The sequence below is a fragment of the Mesorhizobium sp. WSM4821 genome (genome assembly GCF_055901555.1).
Genome location: NZ_CM148371.1, coordinates 7,161,890 through 7,181,399, shown reverse-complemented (window position 1 = coordinate 7,181,399; position 19,510 = coordinate 7,161,890). Strand labels below are relative to the sequence as shown.

15 protein-coding genes and 3 pseudogenes are annotated in these 19,510 nt (G+C 62.3%); 14 read left to right on the top strand and 4 right to left on the bottom strand.

What is annotated here, in order from left to right; all coding sequences use genetic code 11:
* The first annotated feature begins 263 nt into the window (after window positions 1–263).
* The 3 genes from ubiM (at window position 264) to AC0NID_RS34955 (ending at window position 3,837) form a co-directional block, all read left to right on the top strand.
* A complete protein-coding gene (gene ubiM / locus AC0NID_RS34965) occupies window positions 264–1,445 on the top strand; it encodes a 5-demethoxyubiquinol-8 5-hydroxylase UbiM (protein WP_473459101.1) in 1,182 nt (393 codons plus the stop codon).
* A 212-nt stretch (window positions 1,446–1,657) separates the two neighbouring features.
* Window positions 1,658–3,601, top strand: coding sequence for a putative bifunctional diguanylate cyclase/phosphodiesterase (locus AC0NID_RS34960; protein WP_473459099.1), 1,944 nt, complete (start codon window positions 1,658–1,660; stop codon window positions 3,599–3,601).
* On the top strand, window positions 3,595–3,837 hold the full coding sequence (locus AC0NID_RS34955; RefSeq protein WP_473459097.1) for a hypothetical protein: 243 nt from the start codon (window positions 3,595–3,597) through the stop codon (window positions 3,835–3,837). Before AC0NID_RS34960 ends, AC0NID_RS34955 begins: the two co-directional genes overlap by 7 nt.
* A gap of 14 nt (window positions 3,838–3,851) precedes the next feature.
* On the opposite strand, the gene AC0NID_RS34950 is transcribed toward AC0NID_RS34955, so the two are convergent.
* The 3 genes from AC0NID_RS34950 to groES all read right to left on the bottom strand — a co-directional run bounded on the left by AC0NID_RS34950 (window position 3,852) and on the right by groES (window position 6,781).
* Window positions 3,852–4,628, bottom strand: coding sequence for a sulfite exporter TauE/SafE family protein (locus AC0NID_RS34950; protein WP_473459095.1), 777 nt, complete (start codon window positions 4,626–4,628; stop codon window positions 3,852–3,854).
* 121 nt (window positions 4,629–4,749) lie between these two features.
* Window positions 4,750–6,423, bottom strand: coding sequence for a chaperonin GroEL (gene groL / locus AC0NID_RS34945; protein ID WP_473459093.1), 1,674 nt, complete (start codon window positions 6,421–6,423; stop codon window positions 4,750–4,752).
* 61 nt (window positions 6,424–6,484) lie between these two features.
* Entirely contained in the window at window positions 6,485–6,781 is a 297-nt protein-coding gene (gene groES, locus AC0NID_RS34940; protein ID WP_254023998.1) for a co-chaperone GroES, read from the bottom strand.
* Between the two features lie 403 nt (window positions 6,782–7,184).
* Here groES and tnpC point away from each other — a divergent pair.
* The 4 genes and pseudogenes from tnpC to AC0NID_RS34920 form a co-directional block, all read left to right on the top strand.
* Window positions 7,185–8,324, top strand: a pseudogene (tnpC, locus tag AC0NID_RS34935) (IS66 family transposase); the annotation flags it as partial.
* A gap of 8 nt (window positions 8,325–8,332) precedes the next feature.
* Entirely contained in the window at window positions 8,333–8,764 is a 432-nt protein-coding gene (locus AC0NID_RS34930; RefSeq protein ID WP_473459091.1) for an IS1096 element passenger TnpR family protein, read from the top strand.
* Between the two features lie 1,312 nt (window positions 8,765–10,076).
* Window positions 10,077–10,308 (top strand): annotated as a pseudogene (locus tag AC0NID_RS34925) (tyrosine-type recombinase/integrase); the annotation flags it as partial.
* Window positions 10,309–10,701 (top strand): annotated as a pseudogene (locus AC0NID_RS34920) (transposase); the annotation flags it as partial.
* Here AC0NID_RS34920 and AC0NID_RS34915 read toward each other — a convergent pair.
* Window positions 10,696–11,646 (bottom strand): helix-turn-helix domain-containing protein, encoded by a 951-nt coding sequence (locus AC0NID_RS34915; RefSeq protein WP_473459117.1) that lies wholly within the window; start codon window positions 11,644–11,646, stop codon window positions 10,696–10,698. The pseudogene AC0NID_RS34920 and the gene AC0NID_RS34915 sit on opposite strands and share 6 nt — an antisense overlap.
* Window positions 11,647–11,797: 151 nt before the next feature.
* On the opposite strand from AC0NID_RS34915, the gene AC0NID_RS34910 reads away from it, so the two are divergent.
* Genes AC0NID_RS34910 through AC0NID_RS34880 form a run of 7 tightly spaced genes read left to right on the top strand, consistent with a single transcriptional unit; the run spans window position 11,798 to window position 19,496 of the window.
* Window positions 11,798–13,204 carry an aldehyde dehydrogenase family protein gene (locus AC0NID_RS34910; RefSeq protein ID WP_473459089.1) on the top strand — a complete coding sequence of 469 codons (1,407 nt, stop codon included), beginning with the start codon at window positions 11,798–11,800 and terminating at the stop codon, window positions 13,202–13,204.
* A gap of 10 nt (window positions 13,205–13,214) precedes the next feature.
* Window positions 13,215–14,819 (top strand): GMC family oxidoreductase, encoded by a 1,605-nt coding sequence (locus AC0NID_RS34905; protein WP_473459087.1) that lies wholly within the window; start codon window positions 13,215–13,217, stop codon window positions 14,817–14,819.
* 38 nt (window positions 14,820–14,857) lie between these two features.
* Window positions 14,858–16,114 carry an ABC transporter substrate-binding protein gene (locus AC0NID_RS34900; RefSeq protein ID WP_473522364.1) on the top strand — a complete coding sequence of 419 codons (1,257 nt, stop codon included), beginning with the start codon at window positions 14,858–14,860 and terminating at the stop codon, window positions 16,112–16,114.
* Window positions 16,115–16,172: 58 nt separating this feature from the next.
* Complete coding sequence (locus AC0NID_RS34895; protein WP_473459083.1) at window positions 16,173–17,126, top strand: branched-chain amino acid ABC transporter permease; 954 nt, start codon at window positions 16,173–16,175, stop codon at window positions 17,124–17,126.
* Window positions 17,126–18,085: a branched-chain amino acid ABC transporter permease gene (locus tag AC0NID_RS34890; RefSeq protein WP_473459081.1), complete on the top strand. Its 960-nt coding sequence runs from the start codon at window positions 17,126–17,128 to the stop codon at window positions 18,083–18,085. Before AC0NID_RS34895 ends, AC0NID_RS34890 begins: the two co-directional genes overlap by 1 nt.
* A complete protein-coding gene (locus AC0NID_RS34885; RefSeq protein WP_473459079.1) occupies window positions 18,085–18,798 on the top strand; it encodes an ABC transporter ATP-binding protein in 714 nt (237 codons plus the stop codon). The genes AC0NID_RS34890 and AC0NID_RS34885 overlap by 1 nt, the downstream gene beginning before the upstream one ends.
* Window positions 18,798–19,496, top strand: a complete 699-nt coding sequence (locus tag AC0NID_RS34880; RefSeq protein ID WP_473459077.1) for an ABC transporter ATP-binding protein — start codon at window positions 18,798–18,800, stop codon at window positions 19,494–19,496. The genes AC0NID_RS34885 and AC0NID_RS34880 overlap by 1 nt, the downstream gene beginning before the upstream one ends.
* Window positions 19,497–19,510 lie beyond the last annotated feature (14 nt).

The window sequence follows — 19,510 nt, the reverse complement described above, 5'->3', positions numbered from 1 at the left end:
ACAAGGGCGCCGCGTCGGTCAAAAACTGCCGACGGGACAATCTCGCTTGCTGGCTGGGTATGTGCTTGGCTGCGCGGACGCGAGCGCTGGTCCGATCACCCGCGTACGAGTTTGAGGCGATTTCCTGCTTCGTTGCTGATGCATGCGGATTTTCCCGCCCTGCGCCTTGAGGCGATACGGCGGGCTTTGGAACGCAGCGAACGACAGGAGGCTGAACTTAACCAGCGTCTCACGAGGATAGCCGCCGCGATGGCGGCACGCTGATGGGCGGCGCTGATGACAGATTCGATATCGTTGTTGTCGGAGCCGGGCCGGTCGGCCTTTCCTTCGCCGCATCACTCGCTCAAAGCCAACTCAAGGTCGCAGTTGTCGAACAGAACTCAATCGATACTCTCGCCAATCCGCCTTTTGACGGTCGGGAAATCGCGCTGACCCACGCCTCGATCAGAATCCTTCGCGAGATCGGCGCCTGGGATGCCATCCCCGCTTCGGACAAATCACCGCTTCACGGCGCCCGCGTGCTCAACGGTTCGAGCCCTTTCGCTCTGCGTTTCGATCCTCCCAGCGGGTCTGGAGAACCCCTCGGAGTTTTGGTCCCAAATTGCCGAATTCGCGACGCGCTGTTCAAGACCATCCACTTTCAGAATCACGCGCGGCTGCTGTGCGGCCACTCGGTCGTAGATGCAACAACCAGCCAGACAGGAGCAGTCGTAACGCTGTCTGATGGCGTGCAGTTGAACGCTAGCCTTGTGGTTGCCGCCGATTCACGTCTGTCGGCCACTCGTGATCTGCTCGGTATAGGCGCCGATATCCATCGGCTTGGCTACTCCATGCTAATATGCCGGGTGCGGCATGAGCGCGCCCACCACCAGGTGGCAATCGAATGGTTCGATCACCATCAGACGATAGCGATGTTGCCCCTGGCGGAGGGCGTGTCGTCGCTGCTGCTCACCCTGCGCTCAAACGAGGCCGATAGACTGCTTGCCTTCAGCGACCATTTGTTTCTGAGGGAATTGACGAACCGGTGTCGAGGGCGCCTAGGAAAAATGACCTTGGCAAGCAAGCGCTATACCTACCCGCTGGTCACGACTTGGGCGCACAAATTCCGAGCTCCCAGCGCCGCACTCATCGGCGACGCTGCCATCGGCATGCACCCGGTAACTGCGCATGGTTTCAACATCGGTATCAGCAGCCAGAAGCAACTCGCCTATGGAATCCTAACAGCATGTCGCGACGGTCGCGAGATTGCCGATCCCGACATGCTGCACGGATACGAAAGGTGGCTTCGCCTGTCAGCGGCGCCGCTCTTCCATGGCACGAACATTGTCGTCGGACTCTACTCAAGCGAGCACCCGGCGGCACGGCTTGCAAGACATGTTGGGCTTCGGTTCGCCCAACATGTTCCCTTTATGCGGCATGGCATTTCGGCCATGCTTAGGCGATGAAACCGTACCAGCAGCTTTGGACTTTTGCGCGATGAGACGCCCCATTCGCCGGAGTAATCGCCGCCCCCGCACGCAGAGGCGGCAGCTTCCCGCGGCTGTCCTAAATGTCGCCCCGAAGAGGCATAGTCTCAGCGCTTTATTTGGCTGATCAACCCAGAGGCTGATGTCGCGCTGAACAGTTAACCCCTCCTTTAGTAGGCTTGCATAGACATGTGCTGCGTACAAGCAGGAGATGCAAACTGACCCGTCCGAACCTGAAGAAAGAAGACGAGCTGGAGGCCAGAATCCTTCAGGATCAGCTTGCTGACCTTAGGGCAGGTCTCTTCGTATCAATGCCGATAAGCATTATCCTCTCGGGCCTGATTTTGACCGTGCAGGCCCTTTCCGAGAACGGCTTTGCCAGCGTAGCCTGGTTTTTGGTCATCAATACGATAAATGCCGCCCGCCTTGCACTCGCCCGTTATCAGCTGAAGGAACCGGGAGTCCAGGACGACTTGACGAGGGTTTCGCCGCGGCTTCGCTGGTTTGGCATCCTTGCTCTTCTGGCAGGGTTTGCCTGGTCCTTTCTTGCCGTCCTTACTGTTGGCTACACAACCCCCCAAGCGCCGCTGCATCTGATTATTCTGGCCGGCATTTCAGCTGGTGCGGTTACATACGGGAGTTCATATGCCGCGGCAGCGATCAACTTCATCACACCGCCACTCCTCATCACAGCGGGGTGGTTGCTGACGAAAGGCAACTTGGAAAACTACATGCTGGCTTTTGCCGTTCTGCTCTTCGAGGGCGGCTTGGTTCGAGCCTCGTTTGTAGGACAAGCCCGCTTCCGCGAAGCGAGCCGCCTGAGACATGAGGCCGAGCGGCTTGCGGCGGAAATGGAGCGCAATTCCAGGGAGGACCACCTGACCGCGCTCCTAAACAGGCGGGGCCTCGAACACGCAATCGGTCAGTTCGAGAACACAGACGGCCCCTTCGTGGCAATGCTGATTGATCTGGACGGTTTCAAATCTGTCAACGATACCTACGGTCACAGGACCGGTGATGAACTGCTCGTCAGGATCGCCCGCCGAATAGAGGAGGAAGCGCCGGAAGGCTCAAGGCTTGCCCGCATCGGTGGCGATGAATTTGTGCTGTTTTTTCCCTCGCTCAGAAATTCTCCTTCTCCCGGTATTCTCGCATCCAACATCATAGCCAAGCTTGCTTGCCCCTATCCTGGGGTCGCGTCCGTCCGGATCGGGGCATCTATAGGAATATACTTGGCTGAAAGCCTGGGGCTGACGGAAATGTTGCTGCGGGCGGATATCGCCCTTTACACAGCCAAGCGTTGTGGCAGGAACGAATTTTGCCTGTTCGATGCCGAACTCGACAGGGAACTGCAACGCCGCCAGTCCATTGAACGCGATCTTCATTCGGCGATAAAGACGAGAAGCTTGGGACCTTGGTTCCAGCCCATCGTAAGACTCGACACCGAGATCGTGGTCGGTTTTGAAGCCTTGCTACGGTGGTCCCATCCGATTCACGGTTCCATCTTTCCGCCCGAAATCATGACAGCCGCACGCGAGACCGGAATGCTTCAGCTGCTGACCCAAACGGTATTCGCCGACTGTTGTGCTCTTATGGACGGCTTGGTGAAAGCTGACTGTCGTGATGTACGTGTGGCAATGAATGTTTCACCGCGCGAACTGGAGGCCGGCGATATCGACGACATGATTCTGAATGGTTTGGCGGCAAAAGGCCTGCCAGCAACGATGTTCGAAATCGAGATCACCGAAGAATCCCCTGTAGACCCGGACAGAGTGGATGAGAAGCTCGGGCGCCTTTCACATGCCGGCATTTCCATCGCCCTCGATGATTTCGGCACCGGGTTTTCCACGTTGGCATCGCTCAAGGACAGCCGGATACGCAAGGTGAAAATAGACCAGGGCTTCGTTCGCGGCTTAGCCAAGTCTCGGGAGGACCGGCTGCTTGTCAAAACGGTGGTCGATCTTGGTCGGGCGCTCGGCATCGAGGTCATGGCCGAGGGCGTCGAGACGGAGGCAGACCGGCAAATTCTGCACAAGCTTGGCTGCAGAACCGCTCAGGGCTTCCTATTCTCCAAGGCGGTGCCTTTGAGCCAAGCGCTTGAATTGGCACTAAAGGAGCACGCGAAGCAATGTTGATCGCCGCCGTCATCAGTCACAGCAGCGAGCAGAGCAGTCACTGCATCGAGCAGAGCGTCAAAGGACCGATGGGCTGGGCGAGGCAAAACGGGAAACACGTTGATCCACTGGCGTGCCATACGCTGTTCGTGGCGCAGGTTAGGTTTTCCAGGGTGGCAAGTCGCCTCCAGTCCGCGATTCACTTCGGTTACGCCGATCATGATGTCCGGAAGCAAAGCGAAGACTTAGAAGGGTAGTCCGCTTGCTCAGGTCAGACGAATACCAGTTGTTGGGCGGTCTGGAACAAAGCGAGCAGCATGATCAGGCAGCCGACGAGCCGCAAAAGCGTCCGGTCGGCAATCGCCTTGAGCACCCATCCCGCAAGCGGAGCGGCGACTATGCCGCCCACGATCAGCCCCAGCACCGAGCTTGCATGTGTCGACAGCGCCCCCGCTTCCTGCCAGTGCCCAGTGACGAGCGCGGCGATGAAGGTGACGGACACCGCTAGCGTGATCAGGAACTCGGCCGCATTGACAGTGCCGATCACATAGCGGGGCGGCGCGCCAGCGCCGAGCAGTCCGGTCACGACCATCGGGCCCCATCCGCCGCCACCTGCAGCGTCGAGGAAGCCGCCGACAGTGCCCAGCGGCGCCACAAGACGGGTAGGAACCGGATTGCTGGGGATCTTGCGGAACGACCGGAGGAACAGCCAGAGCCCGATCACAGCGAGATAGGTTGTGACGTAGGGCTTCACCATGTCGCCGTCGAACGAGGTCAGCACGAAGGCACCGAGGCAGCCGCCGAGAATGCCGAAAGGAGCAAGCCGCCAGAACAGCTTCCAGTCGATATTGCGGTGGTAGTGGTGCGCCGTGCCGGAAGCGGCCGTGGTGAACACTTCCGCCGCGTGTACCGCGGCGGAAGCCTGCGCCGGCGGAACACCGAAGGAGAGCAGCACGGTGGAGGAGATCGCGCCATAAGCCATGCCTAACGCGCCGTCAACGGCCTGGGCGAGGAAGCCGACAATGGCGAACAGAATGAAGTCAGTCATTGGTGTCCGCCGTGAAAGTGCCGCCGTATGTAGCCTTGTGGATGTGGCATCCGGCTTGGCTCCGCGTCAGAGAAAAGGGCGGCATCGCTGCCGCCCATCGAGATTGTTGAGTGCGTGGACCTTAGAAATCCATACCGCCCATACCGCCCATGCCACCCATGCCACCCATGCCGCCGCCGCCCATGCCGCCAGGCATGCCGCCGCCAGCCGACTCCTTCTTCGGAGCCTCGGCGATCATGGCTTCGGTGGTGACCAGCAAGCCAGCGACCGAGGCCGCATCCTGGAGAGCTGTGCGCACGACCTTGACCGGATCGACGATACCCATGGCGATCATGTCGCCATATTCGCCGGTCTGGGCGTTGAAGCCGAAGGTCGGGCCCGTGTTCTCGAGGATCTTGCCGGCAACGATCGATGCTTCCGCACCGGCGTTGGCCGCGATCTGGCGAGCCGGAGCCTGCAGCGCGCGACGCACGATGCTGATGCCGGCGGTCTGGTCGGAATTGGCGCCGCTGACGGTGATGGCCAGCGAAGCGCGCAGAAGTGCGACGCCGCCGCCGGGAACGATGCCTTCTTCGACGGCCGCACGGGTCGCGTTGAGGGCGTCATCGACGCGGTCCTTCTTTTCCTTGACTTCGATCTCGGTCGCACCGCCGACGCGGATGACGGCAACGCCGCCCGCCAGCTTGGCGAGACGTTCCTGCAGCTTCTCCTTGTCGTAGTCCGAGGTGGTCTCCTCGATCTGCTGCTTGATCTGGGCGACGCGGCCCTGGATCTCGGCCTTCTTGCCGGCGCCGTCGACGATGGTTGTGTTCTCCTTGGAGATCGACACCTTCTTGGCGCGGCCGAGCATGTTGAGGCCGACATTCTCGAGCTTGATGCCGAGGTCTTCCGAGATGACCTGGCCACCGGTGAGGATGGCGATGTCTTCCAGCATGGCCTTGCGGCGGTCACCGAAGCCCGGCGCCTTGACGGCGGCGATCTTCAGGCCGCCACGCAGCTTGTTGACGACGAGCGTGGCCAGAGCCTCGCCTTCGACATCTTCCGAGATGATGACCAGCGGCTTCGAGGTCTGGACGACGGCTTCGAGAACCGGCAGCATGGCCTGCAGGTTGGAGAGCTTCTTCTCGTGCAGGAGGATGTAGGCGTCCTCGAGATCAGCAACCATCTTGTCGGCGTTGGTGACGAAGTAGGGCGAGAGATAGCCGCGGTCGAACTGCATGCCTTCGACAACTTCGAGTTCGGTCTCGGCGGTCTTGGCTTCCTCGACCGTGATGACGCCTTCATTGCCGACCTTCTGCATCGCTTCGGCGATCATAGCGCCGACCGACTCATCGCCATTGCCGGCGATAGTGCCGACCTGGGCAACCTCTTCCGAGGTCTTGATCTTCTTGGAGTTCTTGATCAGCGTTGCGACGACGTCGCTGACCGCGAGATCGATGCCACGCTTCAGGTCCATCGGGTTCATGCCGGCGGCAACCGCCTTGTGGCCTTCCTGGACGATCGACTGCGCCAGAACGGTCGCGGTCGTGGTGCCGTCGCCGGCGATGTCGTTGGTCTTCGAAGCGACTTCGCGGACCATCTGCGCGCCCATGTTCTCGAACTTGTCGGAAAGCTCGATTTCCTTGGCGACGGTGACGCCGTCCTTGGTGATGCGCGGGGCGCCGAACGACTTGTCGAGGACGACGTTGCGGCCCTTGGGGCCGAGCGTGACCTTGACCGCGTCGGCGAGGATGTTGACGCCGCGCAGCATGCGCTCACGGGCATCGCGAGAAAATTTTACGTCTTTGGCAGCCATTTTTAGCTCCTGGCAGGGGCTTGAATTGAGCCCGGGGTTTAAGTGATGGTGAGGCCGATATTCAGCCGATGATGCCCATGATGTCGGATTCCTTCATGATCAGAAGGTCTTCGCCATTGAGCTTGACTTCGGTGCCCGACCACTTGCCGAACAGGATGCGATCGCCGGCCTTGACGTCCAGCGGGACGAGCTTGCCGGCTTCGTCGCGGGCGCCGGAACCAACGGCGATGATCTCGCCTTCCTGCGGCTTTTCCTTCGCCGTATCGGGGATGATGATCCCGCCGGAGGTCTTGGATTCGGATTCAACCCGGCGTACGACCACGCGGTCATGCAGCGGCCGGAAATTCGACTTTGCCATTTTGGATATCCCTGGTGCGGAGGTTGAAAGGTTCTCCGTTGCCGGAGCGTGGTTAGCACTCGCCAGTGGAGAGTGCTAACGTGGCGCTGAAATAGGCTGTGGGCTCGTACTAGTCAAGACGGACGAGGGGACGGCCGAAGAGCAAAGGATTTGGAATCGGCGCGGAAGCCTCGCGTCGGTTAGGGTGCATCCAACTGCCTAGTCGAGCGTTTCGGCCGTAAGCGCTCGGCCAACTTTCGTCTCTGTTTGGAATGTGAAATTATGTGAAATTAATGGCCGAGCAGTCCGCCGGAATCGATGGCCAGCCAAACAGTCTTGAGCTTTTTGCAAGTAATTACCCACGCCCTTGTCAGGGGCAAGAATCGCTGAATCTATGCGGATATGGATCGCACTGATTTGCAGCGGCGGCGCCAAGGCGGGTCATGAAGGTCACAGCCGCGCCATGAGTGAGGATGCCGATCGCATCATTGATCATCATCCCGACCGATGCCGTTGCTGCCGCGCCAGCCTGTCGAGCGATCTTCCTGCCGAAACCGTCAGCGAGCACGATAAGATTGAGCTTCCCGCGATCAGGCCTTTGATCGAGCGCCATCGGCGTCTGGCAGTCCGTTGCCCGTCCTGCGGCACGCTGGTCGTCGCGGCTGTGCCAGATGCGGCGAAGGGGACGCCGTTCGGACCACGCGTGCACGCCGTAGCGACCTATCTCAAGACTTTCCAGGCCCTGTCCTACGAGCGGCTGCAGGGCGCCTTCGCGAACCTTTTCGGTCTCACCATCAGTCAGGGCGGACTGATGAACATGTTGCGTCGTGCGCAGGGCGCCTTCGCGGCCGAGTGCGACAAGGCCGTCGCGGCGTTGCGCCGGGCCAAGGTCATCGCCTCCGACGAGACCGGCGTGCGGATCGAAGGAAGCAACGCCTACCACTGGGTGTTTCGCTGCCCCGAAGCGGTTGTTCATCAAGCGGCGCCAACGGGCGGCGCCGTCGTGGTCCGGACCCTGATGGACGGCCATCGGCCCGACGTCTGGTGTTCCGATCGCTATGCCGCGCAACAAGGTCACGCAAATGCGCATCAGACCTGCCTGGCGCATCTCGCCCGCGACGTCGCCTATGCGGACGAGGCAAGTGGGGACATGTTGCCCTCACGGCTCAAGCGTTGGCTGCAAAGGGCCTTCGCCCTAGCCGACGGTATCGAAACCTTCGCCGCCTCGACCATCACTGGCAAGCGTCGCGCCCTGGAGCGAAGTCTGGACGATATCTTCGCCACCACAACGTCGTGCGATCTGGCCCGCAACATCCAAAACAAGTTCAGGCGAGCTCGCGATCAACTTTTGACCTTTGCCCAATGGCCAGGAATGGTCGACGCGACGAACAATGCCTGCGAACGGGCGCTGAGACCCGCCGTCGTTCAACGGAAGATCACCAACGGCTATCGCGCCATGTGGGCCGCCCAGGGCGAAGCCGACATTCGAACCGTCGTCGACCCGGCTCGTCTCGCGCCAGGCACGAACCCCTTCAAAATCATCCTTCAAACCGTCAGCGCCTGAAATCCGCTATGACTGAGCCCGCGACCTTGATCTTCCGAGCCTCTCTTCGGGCACGACTTTATCGGGACATCGAGGTGTCGAGTTCGAGCGCGCTAGCGGATCTGGCTGAAGCCATCGTAGCGGCATTTGGCTTCGATATGGACCACGCCTACGGCTTCTATTCAAAGCTGACGGGAAAGTTGTTTGACTCGCCACAGCGGTTCGAACTCTTCGCCGACATAGAGAGGAGCTGCTCTCGCAGCGTGAAAGGCACGCGCGTCATCACGGCCTTCCAGAAGGTGGGCTCGGCAATGACCTTCTTGTACGACTACGGTGACGAGTGGCGCTTCCGCGTTGAAGTTATTGGAACAGGGCAGGCGCAGCCCGATGCCAAGTACCCGAGGATCGTCGGCAAGATCGGCAAGGCTCCCCCGCAGTACCCGGACATCGAGGACGAGTGACGACGCACTGCCGCATCGAGGGGGCGTGGGTAATTACTTTTGCAATTCATCATAACCTAAGTGGTTCGCCAAAAGGAGCGCTTATCGCAATCGATGGTCTGCAAATGCCTGCAGAAGCGCCTGGCAATCCTAAAGCAAGGCGCTCGCAATTTGCTTGTTCGATAGGTTCCGATCGGCAGGTCGAGAGGAATGCTCGTTTTGAGGACGAACTGTTTGGGATTTTGTGATCGAGGTGGATTGTCTCCGTGTGAGGTTTGCCGCTTCAGAGAGCCTGAGTCCCGTGTCGGCGATTAGATAGACAAGATGGCGCGCCCGTCCAGTGCGCCTACCGCGCGAATCTCTCCCTGCACGAATTCCGCCGTGAACGCAGGGCGTTGAACCGCAACGGAACCGGAAAGCCGTGACATCGTGCCGGATACTGGCGTGTGCTGCGATGTTGTAGGTGGTCACGCGGGCCTTGACGTCATTGCGATCGGAAGACCGATTTTCCATGGGCGTCACAGTTTGCTTTACGGTTGTGGCCTCGGAGTTCACAAGACCAATCGAGCACTGAGACGTTGGCCAAGAGGTAAGAGCTTCGTTCGGCCCCTTCCATTGCTCTGCGGCTTCTCCGGAGGGAACAGACAGGTTCGCCGCGATAATCTGCGGCTCGCACCCTCAGGGCCCTCACGCCGGTTTGCCACCCTCCTGGGCCCCACGCCGATTTGACCATTAAACCGAGATTAAACGGAACAGTGCACGAGGAAGGAAAGAACGCCGATCTGCGTTAATAGCAGGACGCCCCCAACAATGCCGTCGCAGGACAACTGGCTATGCTTTCTACCGCCCGTCGGCTCTCTACCATCCGTCGCATGGCCGACAGAGCCGGCGGCAGGGAAACTCTAAGCCATTATGAATTTAGATCGACGCGTCGAGCAATGTGGTCCAGCATGCGCGTGGGGTGTCGAGCGGGATTGTTGTGACCGCCAGCTGGGGGCCGTTTGTGTGGGGTGAATTGAGTGACCACTTGTGCCTTTCATACAGCCGCTCGTCTACTCGATCTAGGACTGTCGAGCATGAGCAAGCCCGTCCTTGCCTTATGGTCGGAGAACTCCAGCTTTGCCTCGCCGAATGACAGCTCGTAAATAATGCAGTCAAAAGTGTGCATACCGCGGCGTCGACCACATTGTTTCAGTCTTTTCAACAGCGTAGGAATCTGACGGTATTATTGACGGTATGCGAAATCATGTGATATGATTTAGTAAAGAAAATTAATAAGATGATAGTCTAATTGATGATTGAATGGGAATAGGGGGGGAATCGGCGGCAATAGCGTAGTTTCGTGGAGGCGGCGCAGGCTGCCTACATCGCCAAGCGGGTCGGACCGCACACGCTGCGCCACAGCTTCGCGACGCACCTTCTGGAGGATGGTACCGATTATTCGGATCATCCAGGTTCTGCTCGGACACGCCAAGCTGAACAACACCGCCTTCTACACCAAGGTCGCGACCTGGACGGTGCGCACGGTCACGAGCCCGCTCGACAAGCTCGGCCTATTCAAGCCGGGCAAGAGCGGCCGCCGCGTCGTCTCGGCCTTAATCGCTACCGCCTCCTTCGCGCAGGAGACACCGGAGGCCGCCAGCGCCCAGTGGCGCACTGTAGCCGACCAGATCCGGCCGAAGGTGCCAAAGCTCGCCGTTATCCTCGACGACGCCGAACCGGACGTGCTCGCCTACATGACCTTCCCGAAGGCGCACAGGGCCAAGCTCCTCAGCACCAACCCGATCGAACGCCTCAACGGCGAGATCAAGCGGCGCACCGACGTCGTCGGCATCTTCCCCAACGACGGCGCCATCATCCGCCTCGTCGGCGCGCTGCTGCTCGAACAGAACGACGAGTGGGCCGTCCAGCGCGCCTCAACGCAAATCAACGCTATCGCTTATATGTCCGGCTCACCGCTCTACGGTGCCATACTGACCCGGTGCGCAGCCAAAGGCCTTGCGGAACAACCGGTTGAAATACGATACGTCGCTGAAACCGCAATCCATCGCGATCGTGGAGATCAAAATGTCCGGTCGGCGGGAGTTGCGGACAGACAGATGCGCGCAGGCCTGCTCGAGACGCTTCTGGAGCAGGTAAGACGTCGGTGTCGTGCCGATCAGGGTAAAGCCGCGCTGCAATTGCCGCACCGAGACGGACAAATCCTCGGCGATGGTGGCGATGGTCAACTCGGGATCGGCATAGCGATTGTCGATGTAGGCCATCCCGCGTTTGAGGTTCTCAGCGCCCGCCACGTCGGCTTCGATCGGAGTTGAACCGGGTGTATGAAGTCTCCCGTAGAGCATCGCGCCGATCAGGCCGAAGAGTGCCTCGTTGAGGTATCCGCTCTGCGCCTCGCTGGACGAGGGCGAGAATGCCTTAGAGATGACGGCACATATTGCGATCGCCGTATGGTCGGAGCGGGGCACGAAAAGGCCGCCGCGGACATTGTTGCCAAAGCGCGCCCACATCTCGACCCGCGGCAAATGCAGCGATAGCTGCCGGCTGAAGGTGCTGAAGAAGGTGAAGTCGGACGGCTGGGCGGAGTCGATGAGGATCATGTCGCCGGGCGAGATCATGCGCACCTCGTCGTTCTGCGACATCAGCGCGCGGCCTTCCTCCTGGATGACCAGGAAGTAGTTTTCGCCGTCGTCGCGCCGGACGTGTTGCCTTGTGCGTACGATCTGCTGAATGTCGGCAGCGACATGTGCCATTTCCAGCCCGGCGCGCGTTTCCAGATGGAGGGCGCCGCGCAGAGTGGGACGGACATCCCCCGGCCGCGCATCGAACTCGCCGCAGATGCGATGCAGGTCAGTTCGGAATTGTTCGACCGGAAGGCGCTCTGCCGAAATCTGTGTCAGCATGAGCTGAAGAATGCAGCAGTTGTCTCCCGTGCGCAATACAGGAGATTCGACCGTCTGGCGCAGGAATCCAACCCAGCCGTCGCTGCCCTTCAAGACAGGGCCGCAGGTTTGCCTACTCTGAGAGCCGAGGAGACTTACCAGGGAGGATAACATGCCAGCTTCAGGCATGACGATTGGCGGCGCTCGCGTGGCGACTGCCGATACGTTCGGCGTCATTAATCCATCGACAGGCGAAGAGGTCGGCCGTGCGCCGAACGCTTCCCTCGCGGATCTGGACACAGCGGTTGCGGCCGCGCAAGCGGCATTTGAGATCTGGTCACGCAAACCGGACGCCGAGCTGAAAGCCGCCTGCGAGGCGGTGACGGCTGAGATCGGCGAGCATGCCGAGGAATTGGCCCAGCTTCTGACCAGGGAACAGGGCAAGCCGCTCGGCGGACTCGGATCGCGCTGGGAGATCGGCGGCGCACAGGCGTGGGCCGGATACACGGCATCTCTCTCGCTGCCGATGAAGGTTTTGCAGGACAACAACGAGGGGCGGGTCGAGATGCACCGCAACCCGGTCGGCGTCGTAGGCTCGATCACGCCGTGGAACTTCCCGGTCATGATCGCTGTCTGGCACATCCTGCCGGCTCTGCGCACCGGCAACACGGTGGTGGTCAAGCCATCGCCGTTCACGCCGCTTTCGACCCTGCGGCTGGTCGAACTGATGAACGAGGTGCTGCCGGCAGGCGTCGTCAATGTCGTCACCTCGGACGACGTGCAGAACAACATCGGGGCTGCCATGTCGGCCCATCCCGGCATCCGCAAGATAGTCTTCACCGGCTCCTGCGCAACAGGCCAGAAGGTGATGATGTCGGCTGCGGAGACGATGAAGCGGCTGACGCTCGAAATGGGCGGAAACGATGCCGGAATCGTGTTGCCTGACGTCGATCCGAAGGCCATCGCGGAGGGCCTATTCTGGGGCGCCTTCATCAACAACGGCCAGACCTGCGCCGCCATGAAGCGTCTCTATGTGCATGACGATGTCTACGATGCGGTCTGCGATGCACTGGTCGCCTACGCCCGCAACATCCCGGTCGGCGACGGTCTGGACGCGAACTCCGTTCTCGGCCCCGTCAACAACCGTATGCAGTTCGACAAGGTGGCGCGCCTGGTCGAAAGTGCCAAGGGGAGAGGGCGGGTGCTTCTCGGCGGCGAGCCGGGCGAGGGGCTATTCTATCCGCCGACCATCATCGCCGACCTGACCAATGACGACCCGCTAGTGGCCGAAGAGCAGTTCGGCCCGGCGCTGCCGGTCATCCGCTACTCCGACCTGGACGAGGCGATCGCCGCCGCCAACGACAGTCCCAACGGCCTCGGAGGATCGGTCTGGTCGAAGGATATAGACAAGGCAAAGCAGGTCGCGCGGCGCATGCAGTGCGGTTCGGTTTGGATCAACAAGCATGGCGCCATCCAGCCGAACGCGCCTTTCGGCGGGGTCAAGAAATCCGGCCTGGGGGTCGAGTTCAGCGAGGAAGGCCTTGCCGAATATACCGACATCCAAGTCGTTTTCAGCTGAGGCGATGAAGATGGCGACCGAGAAATTCGACTACATCATCGTTGGCGGCGGCTCGTCGGGCTGCGTCATGGCCAACCGCCTATCGGAGGACTCCGGGGCGCGCGTGTTGCTGATCGAGAGCGGTCGGCGCGATACCGACCGCTGGATCGGGATCCCCGCCACGTTCTTCAAAATCATCCACAAGGGCCGCGACATCGTCGCCTATGTGGGCGAGCCGTCTGAACGTCTGAACGGTCGTCCGTCCATCGTCCTCCAGGGTCACGTGATCGGCGGCGGCTCCTCGGTCAACGCCATGCTCTATGTCCGCGGCCAGAGCCAGGATTATGACGGATGGGCCCAGGACGGCAACCGCGGCTGGAGCTTTTCCGATGTCCTCCCCGTGTTCCGCGATCTCGAGAACAATATGGAGATCTCGGGCGAGTATCACGGAACTTCGGGGGAGTTACATGTCTCGGAAACAGGCTTCCACCATCCGCTCTCTCGCGCCTTCATCAGGGCGGCGCAGGAGGTCGGTATCCCCTACAATCCCGACTTCAATGGCTCCGTCCAGCAAGGCGTCGGCTTCTACCAGACGACCACGCATGACGGTCGCCGATGGAGCGCCGCCCAGGCCTTCCTTCGCCAGGCGGAGGAGCGCAGCAATCTGAAGATCCTGACCGAGACGCGCGTGGCGCGAGTCACTTTTACCGGCAACCGGGCCACGGGTGTCGAGCTCGAGGACGGCACGCGCTGTGAGGCCGGTGGCGAAGTGGTGCTGTGCGCGGGCGCGATCGAGACGCCGCGGCTGCTGCAGCTGTCCGGCGTCGGGGCGGTGGACCATCTCCGCCAGCACGGCATTTCGGTGGTCTCGGACCTGCCGGGTGTCGGGCAGAACTATCAGGACCACATCGAGACGACGGTGCAGGGCGAGACGGTCGATCCCGTATCTATCTACGGCGAGGACAAGGGCTTCAGAGCCATCCGCCACATGCTGCAGTACCTGACCACGCGAACCGGACTGCTGACGTCCAACGTGGTGGAATGCGGCGGTTTCATCGACGTGTCGGACGCCGGCCTGCCGGACCTCCAGTTCCATGTGTTGCCCTTCATGGTGGGCTGGGCCGATCGCGTCCCGGTCGAGAAGCACGGCATCGCGATCGGCCCCTGCTTCCTGCGGCCCAAATCGCGGGGAAGCGTGAGGCTCAGATCGGCGAATCCAAAGGATCCGGCCTTGTTCGACGCCGGCACGTTCAGTGATCCCGACGATCTGGAAGTCCTGGTGCGCGGCGTTCTCAAGGGTATCGAGATACTGGAAGCGCCGTCGCTGGCCCGTCTCGTCAAGCGACGCGCGCTGCCCGAGCCGGGCGTGGAAAAGGATCCCGCGAAGCTTCGCCACTTTATACGGCAGACCGCCAAGACGGTCTTCCACCCGGCGGGTACGGCGAAGATGGGACCGGAAACCGACAGGATGGCAGTCGTGGATACCGAACTGCGTGTCAGGGGAACGCGCGGGCTGCGTGTTGCGGATGCTTCGGTCATGCCGCGTCTGGTGTCGGGCAACACCAACGCACCGACGATGATGATCGCCGAGCGCGCGTCGCGCTTCATCACCGGGAAGGAGAGTCTCGGCGCCTGAAAACGACAATAATCCGACTCAACGGGAGGAGAACTGCAATGAGGAAACTTGCGATACTGGCACCGGCAGCCTTGGCGGCAACGATGCTTTCGGGGGCCGCCATGGCCGCGGACAAGCCTACCTGCGGCTCCGGCGGCGGGACACCCGCCGCCGGCGCGCCAATCAAGGTCGGCGGCATCTTCGGCAATGCGGCGCCCGGCGATTTCTCCTCGGCGACGACCGCGGCCAAGGCCTTCTTCGACTGCGTCAACGCCTCCGGAGGGATTCACGGCCGCCCGGTGCAGTACATGGTCGAGAACGACCAGTGGAATCCCGAGCTTGCCGCGCAGGCGGCGGCCAAGCTGGTCCAGGACCAGGGCGTCGTGGCGATGGTCGGCAACGCGTCCTTCGTCGAGATGAGCGTCAACGCACCGCTCTACGCCCGCGAGAACATCATCGCGATGGCCGCCGGTTGCGCCGTGTCGGAATGTTTCGAGAGTTCCAACATTGTTTCGACCAATCAAGGACCGTTGGCATCGTCGATCGGCGCAGCGATCTATGCGGTCGAGGAGCTTGGCGCGAAAAACATCTCCTGCATTGGCCTTGCGATCCCATCGGTCGGCAACTGGTCGTGCGGAGCGGTCGAGGAATACATGGCGGCGAAGGGCCTCGCAGGATCGTCCGTCCTGCTCAATCCCGCAGCGCCGGATGTCAATTCCGGCCTGCTGGAGGCGATTGCTTCCGGCGCCGATACGATGCTCGTCAACCTGCCCGCCGGTCTCGCCATCGCGGTTCTCGGCTCCGCGCAGGAACAGGACATCCGCGACACCTACAAGTGGATCAGCTCGACGCCGCTCTACGACCGATCCATTCCCGCCGCGCTTGGAAAATACTGGGACGGCGCCATGTATGTGAACGCCGAACTCACACCATTCGACGGCGCCGGACCGGACAACGCGCACTGGCTGTCCGTGATGCAGGCTCATGCGGCGGCGAGCGCGCCCCGTGACACGTTCAGCCAGGCTGGTTATCTCTCGGCGAAGTTCTTCACCCAGACGCTAGATGCGATGGCCGCGGGTGACCTCGACGACCGCGCCAGGGTGACGGCGGCCATCAAGGCCATTGCCGGCTACAAGAGCGACCTCCTGTGTGGTCCCTACTATGTGGGCGAGGCCGATCGGCACATGCCTAACCACGCCGGCACCATGGTTGTCGTGGCGGGCGACGGGTTCAAGGTCGTGCGCGAATGCTACGAATACGATGGTCCGTACTTCGCAGCGCTGATCGAGGCTGAGAAGGCCCTGGGCTTGCGCTGACCCCGGCAATCCGTGCGGCGCCGGCCGCTGCCGGCGCCGCCCAGTGGAGTGGGGACCGATGGTGCGGCACCTGAACTCGATCATCATCTATCTGCTGACCATGGCCGTGGTGGTCGGTCTGCTCGTCTGGGGCAAGCCGGCCTCCGTGGTCGGCCTCTTCCTGGTGAGCGGCGTCGCGGTCGGCTCGCTCTACAGCCTCGGCGGCATTGGGCTCGTCGTGCTCTATCGGGCCACGGGCGTGCTTAATTTCGCAGGTGGAGCGGTCGGCGCGCTGGGAGTCATGCTGGCCTGGCAGCTCGGTCAGTGGGGGTGGCCAGGACCTGTCACATGGCTCGCCGCCATCCTCGCGGCAACCGGGCTCTCGCTCGTCTACGGGCGGCTGGTGGCTCCCAAGCTTGCCTGGCGCGACCCGGTGGTCAAGGCGGTCGCCACGCTCGGCTTCGCACTTGTCGTCCTCGGTATCACCGCGTTCCTCTGGGAGGACGACGTGCGCAAATTCTCCCTGCCCACGGATGCGGTGGCGGTTTCCATCCTCGGTCTGCGGGTCACGGTCACGCGCCTGATCGTCGTGCTCGGCGCGATTGCCATCGTGGCCGGCATCTGGGCCTATCTCGAATACACCCGCACCGGCCTGCAGATGCGCGCGCTCGCCAACAACCGGGACCTCTCGGCGATGCTCGGCGTCCCCGTCCTGCGCGTCGAAACCCTGGCCTGGGCCATGGCCGGCGTGATCGCGGGGTTTACCGGGCTGATGTTCGGCGATCTGGTACGGCTCGAGCCGACCATCATCACCTTCCTGGTCATTCCCTGCATCGCCGCGGCGATCTGCGGACGGCTGGACAGCCTTTTTCTGGTTCTGGTCGGCGGGCTGTCGATCGGCGTGATCGAGTCGCTGCTGACCTTGTCTGCTACCTTGAAATCGGTCAGGCCCCTCGCCCCTTTCGTCATCGCCGCGATCGTTCTCTTGTGGATGCAGCGCAACCGCCGCCCCTTGTTCGAGGCAGACCAGTGATGCGCCCGACAGCCTCGGGCCTGGCCGGCATCGCGATTGCGGCCTTCGCGGTGCTCTTCCTGCCGGGTATCGTCGGCAGCCAATGGGTGCGGATCCTGACTTCGACAGTCTGCTTCGCGCTCGCTGCCGCCGGCATCGGCGTCCTCTATGCCCGTCTCAACATGGTCTCGCTTGCGCAGGTGGCGCTGATGGGCGTCGGGGGCTGGGTCATGCTGCGCATGAACCACGGCCTCGACCTTCCCTTTGAGGTCAATGTCCTCGCCGCCGGGCTGGTCACGGCCTGCTTCGGCATCGTGCTGGCCCTTCCGGCGTTGCGCATGCGTGGGCTCTATCTCGCGCTGATCACCATGATGGCGGCCGGCGGCATCGAGATCATGCTCTCCACCTTCCGCTTTCCGAATGGTGGCGAAGGCTTCTGGGGCGTCATGGCCTCGGTCTCCGCCCCATTCCGCCGCCCGGCGCTTGCAGTGGGCGACGGCGCCTATCTGCGCTATGCGATCGTGGTGGCCGCGCTCGGCTTCCTGCTGATCGAGTTGCACCGCCGCACGGCGCCCGGCCGGGCCTGGGCGATGATCCGCCGCTCGGAAGCGGCGGCCATGGCCTCGGGCATCAACGTCACGCTCTACAAGGGTTGGGCGTTCTCCCTGTCCGGGCTGCTGGCCGGTCTCGCCGGCGGCTTGCTGGCGGGTTCGCTCGGTCTGCTCGATGCCGCGACCTTCAGGGCGTCCGAATCGATCATGCTCTTCGCGCTGGTTGTCGTCGGCGGCGCGCGGTATTGGCTGGGCATCGTGATCGCCGCGGCTCTCTACCGCATCCTGCCGGCGGTGCTCAACAATTGGGGCCTCGACGCCGATCTCGCGCTCGTGGTGTTCGGGGCAGCACTCCTCCACGCCATCATCACAGCACCGGACGGGATCGCCGGGCAGATCATCTCTCTGGCTGCGAGGAAGCGCCAATGATGAGGCTCGACGGCATATCCGTGAAGTTCGGCGGCGTGACGGCCCTTGATGCGGTATCTGCGACGTTCACCGCGCCCGTCAGCGGCATCATCGGGCCCAATGGTGCCGGCAAGACGACGCTGATGAATGTCATCTCGGGTTTCCTGCGCGCGGCGGGAACGATGCACTTCGGCGATACCGACCTGCTCGCCATGCCGCCCCATTTGCGCGCCCGCTGGGGTTTGCGCCGCTCGTTCCAGAAGGAGCAGATCGCCGACGACCTTTCGGTGGCCGACAATGTCCGCGTCGTACTGGACTCCCTGGCCGGAACCCCGTCGCAGAAGCAGGCGGACCTCGCCCGCGCGCTCGACATGGCTGGCCTGACAGCCAAGGCGCCGGTTCTCGGGCGCGACCTCAATACGTTCGAACGCCGGCTGTGCGACGTGGCGCGCTGCCTGGTCGGCCGGCCGCGCCTCGTCGTCTTCGACGAGCCCGCGGGCGGACTCGGTACGGACGAGACCGCGCGCCTCGGCGACCTGATCGTCGAGATCCACAAGTTGACGGGCGCGATGACGCTCGTCATCGATCACGACGTCGAGTTGATCTCGCGCATCTGCAGCGACATCCTCGTGCTCGACTTTGGCAAGCGCATCGCCCTCGGCCCGACGGAAGCGACGCTTGGCGATCCCAAGGTGCGGGCGGCATATCTCGGTCTGGCCGAGGAGGTCGCTTGATGCTGGAAGTCGAGGGCCTTCGGGTAGAGCGTGACGGCCGCACCGTAGTCCGCGACGTCACCTTCCGCGTCGGGGCGGGAGAGGCGGTCGCCATCCTCGGCGCGAATGGCGCGGGCAAGTCGGAGTTCGTCCTATCCGTCGCCGGGATGCTGCCGGCAACGTCTGGCGACATCCGGGTCGATGGACGTTCGCTCCGCGGCCTGCGTCCCGATGCGATAAGGCTGGCGGGCGTGGCGGCGGTGCCCGAGGGCCATCGCGTCCTCGGCCGGCTCAGCGTCGACGACAATCTGCGGGCGGCGGCAAGCGTTTTGCCGATGCAGCAGGTCGCGGGCGCGCTCGACGAGGTCTACGCGCTGTTCCCGGAACTTGCCGCCCGCCGTGGGCAGTTCGCCGGCACTATGTCAGGGGGTCAGCAACAGATGCTGGCGATCGGCCATGCGCTGATGGCGCGACCGCGCTACCTGCTGATCGACGAGATGTCGCTCGGCCTGGCGCCGCTCATCGTGCGCCGCCTTGTCTCGACGATCGAGAGCCTGAAGGCCCGCGGCATGGGCATCATCATCGTCGAGCAGTTCACCGAGGTCGCCCTGTCGATTGCCGAGACGGCAGTCGTGATGCGGCTGGGCGGCATGACCTATGCCGGGCCCGCGCAGCCGCTGCGCGATGATGCCAGCCGTCTGCACGAAGCGTATTTCTAGACCAAGATGAGGTC